Raw genomic sequence first — 9618 nt, forward strand, 5'->3', positions numbered from 1 at the left:
TCGGCCACACTCTGTCAGCAACTCCGTGTGACGAAGCCGGTTCTCGGTCACTGACCGCGCATCCACTGCTCCATCACCGACAACAGGTGATCGGGATCGACCGGCTTGGTGACGTAGTCGGAAGCTCCGGACTCGATCGCCTTCTCCCGGTCGCCCTTCATGGCCTTCGCCGTGAGCGCGATGATCGGGAGCCCGGCGAACTGCGGCATCCTGCGGATCGCCGTCGTCGTCGCGTACCCGTCCATCTCGGGCATCATGATGTCCATCAGAACGACCGTCACGTCATCGTGCTGCTCCAGCACTTCGATGCCCTCGCGGCCGTTCTCCGCGTACAGCACCGAGAGGCCGTGCTGCTCCAGGACGCTGGTGAGCGCGAAGACGTTGCGGATGTCGTCGTCGACGATCAGAACCTTCTCGCCGTCGAAGTGGAAGCCGCGCCGCGCGGGCTGCGCCTCCTGCGCCGGGGCGGCGGGCCACTGCTCCGGCCGGCGCTGGTCCTGTGCCCCGGCCGTCGGCTGTCCCGGTGTCATGGACGACTGCTCCGGCGGGGACACCGACCGGCGGCGGCGCCGGAAGAGCGCCGCGGGACCCGCCGGCGTCTCCCGCCGTGCCGCTCCGCTCTCGTCCGGGGTCGCGGTCTCGGCCGCCGCCGAAGTGCCCTCGGCCGCGGGCAGCTCCGCCGCCGAGGGAGCGGGCGTCAGCTGTGCGTAGCCCTGGGGCGGCAGTTCGCTGGCGTGCAGGGGCAAATAGAGCGTGAAGGTCGAGCCGCGGCCCGGCTCGCTCTGGGCGTGGATCTCACCGCCGAGCAGGCGCGCGATCTCCCGGCTGATGGACAGACCGAGACCGGTGCCGCCGTACTTGCGGCTGGTCGTCCCGTCGGCCTGCTTGAAGGCCTCGAAGATGACCCGCATCTTGCTGGCCGCGATGCCGATGCCGGTGTCCGTCACGGAGAAGGCGATCAGGTCGGCTCCCGCGTCCCGCAGCGAGCCCGCCTCCAGGAGCTGCTCCCTGATCGCGTCGGGCACGTCGTTGTTGGCGTGCCGGATCACCAGCTCGACCGCTCCGGTGTCGGTGAACTTCACCGCGTTGGACAGGAGATTGCGCAGCACTTGGAGCAGACGCTGCTCGTCGGTGTGCAAGGTGGCGGGCAACTCGGGGGACACGCGTACGGAGAAGTCGAGTCCCTTCTCGGCGGTCAGCGGCCGGAAAGTGGCCTCTACGTAGTCGACGAGTTGCACAAGGGCGATGCGTGTCGGGGAGACGTCCATCTTGCCCGCCTCGACCTTGGAGAGGTCGAGGATGTCGTTGATGAGCTGGAGCAGGTCGGAGCCCGCGCCGTGGATCGTCTCGGCGAACTCCACCTGCTTGGGGGTGAGGTTGGAGTCCGCGTTGTCGGCGAGCAACTTGGCGAGGATCAGCAGGGAGTTGAGCGGCGTGCGCAGCTCGTGCGACATGTTCGCGAGGAACTCCGACTTGTAGCGCATGGAGACCGCGAGCTGCTCGGCCCGCTCCTCGAGGACCTGCCTGGCCTCTTCGATCTCGGTGTTCTTGACCTCGATGTCGCGGTTCTGCCGGGCCAGCAGCTCCGCCTTCTCCTCCAGCTCCGCGTTGGAGTCCTGGAGCGCCTTCTGCCGGTTCTCCAACTCGGCCGAGCGCTCGCGCAGTTGCTCGGTCAGCTCCTGCGACTGCTTGAGCAACACCTCGGTCTTCGTGTTGACGCTGATGGTGTTGACGCTCGTCGCGATCATCTCGGCGATCTGGCTGAGGAAGTCCTTCTGGATGTGGGTGAAGGGCTGGAACGAGGCCAGCTCGATCACGCCGAGAACGGTCCCCTCGAAGAGCACCGGAAGCACGATGACCTGCGCGGGCGGCGCCTCCCCGAGACCGGAGGCGATCCGCAGGTAACCGGTGGGGGCGTTCTCCACGAGGATCGTGCGCCGCTCCTTGGCGGCCGTGCCGATCAGTGTCTCGCCGGGCCGGAAGGACGTCGGCATCGACCCCATGGAGTAGCCGTAGCTGCCGAGCATGCGCAGTTCGTACGCGTCCTCGCTGTCGCCCCCGACGTCCGTGCCGTCGTCCGTGGGCATCGCCAGGAAGAACGCGCCGTGTTGTGCGGAGACCACCGGCGTCAGCTCGCTCATGATCAGCGAGGCGACGTCCTCCAGGTCGCGGCGGCCCTGCATCAGGCCCGAGATCCGCGCGAGGTTGCCCTTGAGCCAGTCCTGTTCCTTGTTGGCGAGGGTGGTGTCGCGGAGATTCGCGATCATCGTGTTGATGTTGTCCTGCAGGACCTGGATCTCACCGGCCGCGTCGACCTCGATCTTCAAGTTGAGATCGCCGCGGGTCACCGCGGTGGCGACCTTGGCGATGGCGCGCACCTGACGGGTGAGGTTTCCGGCCATCTCGTTCACGGACTCGGTCAGGTCCCGCCACGTGCCGTCGACGTCACGCACGCGTGCCTGGCCGCCCAGCTGCCCCTCCGTGCCCACCTCGCGGGCGACCCGGGTGACCTGCTCGGCGAACGACGACAGCTGGTCCACCATCGTGTTGATGGTGGTCTTGAGCTCCAGGATCTCGCCCCGGGCGTCGATGTCGATCTTCTTCGTGAGGTCGCCCTTGGCGATGGCGGTGGTGACCATCGCGATGTTGCGGACCTGCCCGGTCAGGTTGGACGCCATCGAGTTCACGGACTCGGTGAGGTCCTTCCACGTACCCGAGACGCCCGGCACGCGGGCCTGGCCGCCCAGGATGCCGTCCGTGCCCACTTCGCGGGCCACACGCGTGACCTCGTCGGCGAACGAACTCAGCGTCGTCACCATGGTGTTGACCGTGTCGGCGAGCTGCGCGACCTCGCCGCGCGCCTCGACCGTGACCTTCTTGGTCAGGTCGCCGTTGGCGACCGCCGCGGAGACCTGGGAGATGTTGCGGACCTGGCTGGTCAGGTTGTTGGCCATCAGGTTGACGTTGTCGCTCAGGTCCTTCCAGATGCCGGTGACTCCCGGCACCCGGGCCTGACCGCCCAACTGGCCCTCGGTGCCCACTTCGCGGGCCACGCGCGTGACCTGCTCGGCGAACGAGGAGAGCTGGTCGACCATGGTGTTGACGGTCGTGACGAGTTCGAGGATCTCGCCCTTCGCGTCGACGGTGATCTTCTTGGAGAGGTCGCCCATGGCGACGGCCGTGGTGACCTCGGCGATGTTCCGCACCTGGAGGGTGAGGTTGTTCGCCATGCCGTTCACGGACTGCGTGAGGTCCTTCCAGGTGCCCGAGACGCCCTGGACCTCGGCCTGGCCGCCCAGGATGCCGTCGGTGCCCACCTCGCGGGAGACCCGCGTGACCTGCTCCGCGAAGGCCGAGAGCTGGTCGACCATCGTGTTCAGGGTGTTCTTCAGCTCCAGGATCTCGCCGCGCGCGTCCACGTCGATCTTCTGGGACAGGTCACCGCGGGCCACCGCCGTCGCGACCTGCGCGATGTTGCGCACCTGGGCGGTGAGGTTGCCGGCCATGCCGTTCACGGAGTCCGTCAGGTCCCGCCACACACCGGCGACGCCCGGCACCTGCGCCTGCCCGCCGAGACGCCCCTCGGTGCCCACCTCACGGGCCACCCGGGTCACCTGGTCGGCGAAGGCGGAGAGCTGGTCGACCATCGTGTTGATGGTGTTCTTCAGCTCCAGGATCTCGCCGCGCGCGTCGACCTCGATCTTCTGGGACAGGTCACCGCGCGCCACGGCCGTCGTCACCTGCGCGATCTGACGCACCTGCGAGGTCAGGTTCCCCGCCATGAAGTTGACGGAGTCGGTGAGGTCCTTCCACGTACCGCTGACGCCGTCCACGCGCGCCTGACCGCCGAGACGGCCCTCGGTGCCCACGTCCCGCGCCATCCGCGTGACCTGGTCGGCGAAGGACGACAGCTGGTCCACCATCGTGTTCACGGTGTTCTTCAGCTGGAGCATCTCGCCGGACACGTCGACGGTGACCTTCTGCGACAGGTCGCCGTTGGCCACCGCCGTCGTCACCTGCGCGATGTTGCGCACCTGCCCGGTGAGGTTGCGGAAGGCGGTGTTGACCGAGTCGGTCAGGTCCTTCCAGGTGCCGGCCGCGCCCTGCACCTGCGCCTGACCGCCCAGTTCACCCTCGACGCCGATCTCCCGCGCCACCCGCGTGACCTCGGAACCGAAGGCGGAGAGCTGGTCCACCATCGTGTTCACGGTGTTCTTCAGCTCGAGCATCTCGCCCGCGACGTCCACGGTGACCTTCTGCGACAGGTCGCCGTTCGCCACCGCCGTCGTCACCTGCGCGATGTCCCGCACCTGGGTCGTGAGGTTGCGGAAGACCGTGTTGACCGAGTCGGTCAGGTCCTTCCACGTGCCCGCCGCGCCCGGCACATTGGCCTGGCCGCCCAGCTGGCCCTCGGCACCGACCTCGTTGGCGACGCGCGTGACCTCGTCCGCGAACGTGCGCAGGGTCTCGGTCATCTGGTTGATCGTCTCGGCGAGCTGGGCCACCTCGCCGCGCGCGCTCACCGTGACCTTCCGCGACAGATCGCCGTTCGCGACCGCGGTCGTCACCTCGGCGATGCCGCGCACCTGGGCGGTGAGGTTGCCGGCCATCAGGTTCACCGAATCGGTGAGGTCCTTCCACACGCCCGCCACACCCGGCACCTGCGCCTGGCCGCCGAGCTCGCCCTCCGTGCCGACCTCGCGGGCCACGCGGGTCACCTCGGACGAGAACGAGGAGAGCTGGTCCACCATCGTGTTGACGGTGTTCTTCAGCTCCAGCATCTCGCCGGCGACGTGAACGGTGACCTTCCGGGACAAGTCGCCCTTCGCCACGGCCGTCGTGACCAGCGCGATGTCCCGCACCTGCGCCGTCAGGCGGTACGCCATGGTGTTGACCGAGTCCGTGAGGTCCTTCCACGAACCGGACATCCCGCGCACCTTGGCCTGCCCGCCGAGCTTGCCCTCGGTACCGACCTCGCTGGCCACGCGCGTGACCTCGTCGGTGAAGGTGGACAGCTGGTCGACGAGGTTGTTGACCGTCCGCCCGACCTTCAGGAACTCCCCGCGCAGCGGATGGCCGTTCCCGTCCGCGCCCTGCGCCCGCAGCTCCATGCGCTGCTCCAGATCGCCCTCCGCCACCGCGGACAGCACCCGGCCGACCTCGGAGACCGGACGTACGAGATCGTCGACCAGGGCGTTGGACGCGTCGATCGCGGCGGCCCACGAGCCCTCGCTCGCCCCGCTCTCGAGCCGTTCCGTGAGTTTTCCCTCACGTCCGACCATGCGCCGTACCCGCGAGAGCTCCCCCGTCAGGTGCAGATTCCGGTCGGCGACCTCGTTGAAGACGGCGGCGATCTGCGACATGACGTCGTCGCCGGAGACCGTGAGCCGCTTCCGGAAATTGCCGTCCCGCATCGCCACCAGCGCGGCGAGCAGCCGGTTGAGGGACGCCGCGTCCACGGCGGCAGTCGTCCCGTGACGCGGTTTGCGCTGTTTGTTCAGGGACTGTCCGTCTTTCGCGCGCGTGTCAGTGCCCCGCGTCGCTGCGCCAGACTCCACTGTGTCCCTCCCGCAAGGGTCGACCTACTGCTTGGCTGCTCGGGCTGTCCCCATGAAGCCTGCCCAGTGTTTCACCATGGCCGAACCAGGCCATAACAGTTCGGCAGCTTCGCACACCGGCCGCAGACCCTCCGGGCGGAAACACCGACGACCGGCATCAGCATGGACGGCGAAGGTAAGTAACCTTGCATCCGGCTGTCCAACCACCCCGGTCCTGCCCGGCCAGGGCGGTGGTACACGAACAAGCGGGCATCGGAGGGGCGGCCGCACCATGAGTACGGGAGAACTGGGCGTCGATACGGTCGACGCCGTCGATACTCATACGAGGAGTGCTGTGATCACCGCGCGTGCGGCTGCGACCTTCGAGCCCGTCGGGCGTTCCGTCGCCACGGCCCGCTCCTTCGTACGCGACACCCTCCAGGGCTGGGGGTTCTCCGACATCGTCGACGACGCGGTGGTCCTCACCAGCGAGCTGGTGACCAACGCGGTGGTGCACGCCGGCACGGCCGCCGACGTCCTGTGCCTGCGCAGTGAGGACGCCGTACGCATCGAGGTCTCCGACCGCTATCCCGAGCGCGAGATCCCGCTCCAGCAGTCCGCCGCCAGCATGGGCAGCCCGGACCGCGAAGGCGGCCGCGGCCTCCAGCTCTGCGCCGCGCTCGCCACCCGCTGGGGCGTCGACTACACCCCCACGAACAAGCAGGTCTGGTTCCAACTCGACCTCCCCCACCGCCCGGTGGGCACCCGCACCGCGGGCCCCTCGCTCCCCGCCGACCTGCTGCCCCTCGCCGACGGCAGGGTCCGCGTCGCCGTCATCCAGATCGACCGGGTGGGCGCCATCTGCGCCTGGAACGAAGACGCGGAGGAGCTGTTCGGTTATGCCGCCGAGCAGGTCATGGGCAAGCCCCTGAACGATCTGGCGGCATGGCCGCACACCCCCGGCACCAGTACGGGCATCGCCGAGGCCCTGCAGCTGTCCCGCTGGGAGGGCAGCTACGGCATCCGCGGGTCCGACGGCCGCGTGATCCCCGTCTACGCCTCGCACCTGCGTGTCCGCGACAACGACGGCGAACCCTCCACGGTCTGCCTGCTCGTACGGGACGAGGAGCGCGCCGTGCTCCAGACCCCCCTTCGCGGCGCGACTCCCGAGCAGGCCACCCTCAGCGAGCCGAACGCCGCCGACCCCTTCGAGATCTTCATCGGCTCCCCCGCCCCCGACGACCTCGACAGCCTGCTCCAGCGCACCGTGGAACGCGCCCGCGACATGCTCGACGGCGACGCGGCGTTCCTCCTCCTGGCCACCGACGACGAGACGGAGCTTGAGGTCCGCGCCTCCACCGGCCTGCCCTCGGCCCGCCAGCGCTTCGCCCGCGTCCCCGTCGAGGCGGGCCCCGGGCGCTACGGCTCGGCCCGCATGCCGGCCGTCCACGAGGACCTCACGGTCGTCCCCGGCGCCGTCCCGCTCCTGGGTGGCACGGGCATGCGTTCCGTCGTCACGGTCCCCCTCAAGGTCGAGGGCCGCCTCACCGGCTCCCTGGGAGTCGCGGCCGAGGCCCCCGACCGGTACTCGAACGAGGAGGCCCTGCGCCTGCAGTTCGCCGCCGACCGAATCGCCCTCGCCGTGGAGTCCGCGCGCCTCGGTGAGCTGGAAAGGCTCCGCCGCGGTTCGCTCTCCTTCCTCGTCGAGGCCTCCGACCTCCTCGCGGGCACGCTGGACCGCGACCAGACGCTGGCGCTCATGGCCCAGATGACCGTCCCCACGCTTGCCACCTGGTGCGCCGTCTACACCATCGCCGACCAGTCCGCCGAGCCCTACCTCTCGTACGTCCTGCACGAGGACGAGGAGCGCATCGACGGTCTGAAGGCGCTGCTGTCCAAGATCTCCCCGCCCGACCCGGTCCCCACCCCGGGCGCCCGCATCTGGTCCGCCCCCTCCGAGGCGGCGCACCAGGCGGCCCTGCGCACCTCCATGCGGAGCCTGGGCCTCGGCGAATCCCCGACGCTGGGCTCCGGCATCGGTACGACGCTCTCCACCGCGTCCGCGGTGGGCGGCGAGACGGTGGTCCTGCCCTTGGTCGCGCGCAACCGTGTCATCGGCATGCTCACTCTCGGTAAGCCCTCCGACGAGCACTTCCGCCAAGAGATCCTGGAATTGGCCGAAGATCTCTCCCGCCGAGCCGCCCTGGCCCTGGACAACGCCCGCCTGTACTCCGAGCGCACGGCCATCAGCCAGTCCCTCCAGCGCAGCCTGCTGCCGCCCGGCCTCCCCCAGATCCCGGGCGTGGAGGTCGAGGTCATCTACCGCGCGGCCGGCGAGGGCAACGAGGTCGGCGGTGACTTCTACGACCTCTTCCCGATCCGCGACGGCGCGTACGGCTTCGCGATCGGCGACGTCTGCGGCACGGGCCCCGAGGCCGCGGCCGTCACGGGCCTGGCCCGGCACGCCCTGCGCCTGCTCGCCCGCGAGGGCTTCGGCGGCCCCGCCGTCCTGGAGCGCCTGAACGCGGCGATCCTCGACGAAGGCGCCCGCAGCCGCTTCCTGACCCTGCTGTACGGCGAGCTGTGGCCGCAGGAGGACGGTTCCGCCGTCCTCAAGATCGTCTGTGCCGGTCACCCGCTGCCGCTGCGCCTGCGCCAGGACGGCACGGTCGAACCGTTCGCGGAACCGCAGCCGCTGCTCGGCGTCATGGACGACCTCGAACTGTACGAGGAGACGATGACGCTCGACCCCGGCGACGTCCTGCTGTGCGTGACGGACGGCGTCACCGAGCGCCGTGAGGGCACCCGCATGCTCGGCGACGACGGCCTCGCGGATGTCCTGACGACCTGCACGGGGCTTACGGCCGGCGCGGTGGCGGCGCGCATCATGCGCGCGGTGGAGCGTTTCGCCTCGGACGCGCCCTCGGACGACATGGCGATCCTCGCGATGCGCGTCCCTGGTCTCCAGACCGACTGAACACGTCGCGAGAAGGCCTCAACACAAAGAAGGCCTCCGTCCCACAGGACGGAGGCCTTCTTTATTTGAGCCCCCAAGCGGAATCGAACCGCTGACCTTCTCCTTACCATGGAGACGCTCTACCGACTGAGCTATAGGGGCCTGCTGCGCTTTGGGGTTTTCCCCGCGGCAACGAAATAGATCATACCTGAAAACGAGGGTGCTCCGAACCGCCGTTTCCTTCTTCTCGCCCCTGTCAGAAGGCGGGCTGCAGAAGGCCGCCCAAGGCATTGCACGCTGAGACGACGCGCTGGAGGTCTCGCCGGGTCATGGACGCGTCGACCGGAAGCGCCAGTGTCTCGTCCGCGGCCCGCTCCGTCTCGGGCAGGCACACGTCACGCCGGAACCGCGGCAGTCGGTGCGCCGGTGTCTTCACGGGCACCCAGCAGTTGACTCCCCTGGCCCGTACGGCGCGTGCGAAGGCGTCCCGGTCGGGCCGCCCGTTGCCGGGCACGCGCACCACGTACTGCTGGTAGCTGTGCCCGTCCCCGCCGTCCGGCGTCACGACTCCGCTGAGCCGCCCGCTGAGGTACGCGGCATGGGCCCGCCGGCGTTCGACGCCGTCGTCCGCGGCCTGCGCCTCACCGTGCTCCAGGACGAGCAGCCCGTGCCGCTGCCCTACGTCGCGAAGTCGTCGTACGTCGGCCTGGTGCCCGAAGCGGTGTACGACGATGACGGCGGCCGTACGCGGGGTCACCGCGGCGGCGACGGCTTCCGGGTCGAGGCAGTACGTCGCCGGCTCTATGTCGGCGAAGACCGGCAGCGCTCCGGCGAGGACCACCGCTTCGGCGACCTCGGTGTTCCCGTAGGCGGGCACGACGACCTCGTCACCGGTACCGACGCCGGCGGCACGCAACATTCCCACTGTCCCCATGTCTGCGGATGTTGGTCGCACAACGTGAACAGCAAGTTACGTGAAACAAAAAAGAGCTGGTCCCTGAACCGAAGTTCAGGGACCAGCTCTATCAAGATTAGTTCGGCGGCGTCCTACTCTCCCACAGGGTCCCCCCTGCAGTACCATCGGCGCTGTGAGGCTTAGCTTCCGGGTTCGGAATGTAACCGGGC

At 69.2% G+C, this 9618-nt stretch carries 3 protein-coding genes, 1 tRNA gene and 1 rRNA gene; 1 reads left to right on the forward strand and 4 read right to left on the reverse strand.

Translation table 11 applies throughout. The annotated features are described in order from the left end of the window. Positions 1-47 precede the first annotated feature (47 nt). Positions 48-5558, reverse strand: coding sequence for a HAMP domain-containing protein (locus tag ACZ5GP_RS32685; RefSeq protein WP_468754283.1), 5511 nt, complete (start codon positions 5556-5558; stop codon positions 48-50). 271 nt (positions 5559-5829) lie between these two features. Between ACZ5GP_RS32685 and ACZ5GP_RS32690 the strand changes: the two genes are divergently transcribed. Next, complete coding sequence (locus ACZ5GP_RS32690) at positions 5830-8514, forward strand: SpoIIE family protein phosphatase (protein ID WP_468754284.1); 2685 nt, start codon at positions 5830-5832, stop codon at positions 8512-8514. 68 nt (positions 8515-8582) lie between these two features. On the opposite strand, the gene ACZ5GP_RS32695 is transcribed toward ACZ5GP_RS32690, so the two are convergent. From ACZ5GP_RS32695 to rrf, 3 genes are all read right to left on the reverse strand, one after another. Beyond that, positions 8583-8655 (reverse strand) — tRNA-Thr (locus ACZ5GP_RS32695). Between the two features lie 94 nt (positions 8656-8749). Continuing rightward, complete coding sequence (locus ACZ5GP_RS32700; RefSeq protein WP_468754293.1) at positions 8750-9412, reverse strand: DegT/DnrJ/EryC1/StrS family aminotransferase; 663 nt, start codon at positions 9410-9412, stop codon at positions 8750-8752. Between the two features lie 115 nt (positions 9413-9527). After that, a 5S ribosomal RNA gene (gene rrf, locus ACZ5GP_RS32705) occupies positions 9528-9618 on the reverse strand; the annotation flags it as partial.

The sequence above is a fragment of the Streptomyces sp. NPDC031466 genome (genome assembly GCF_055581265.1).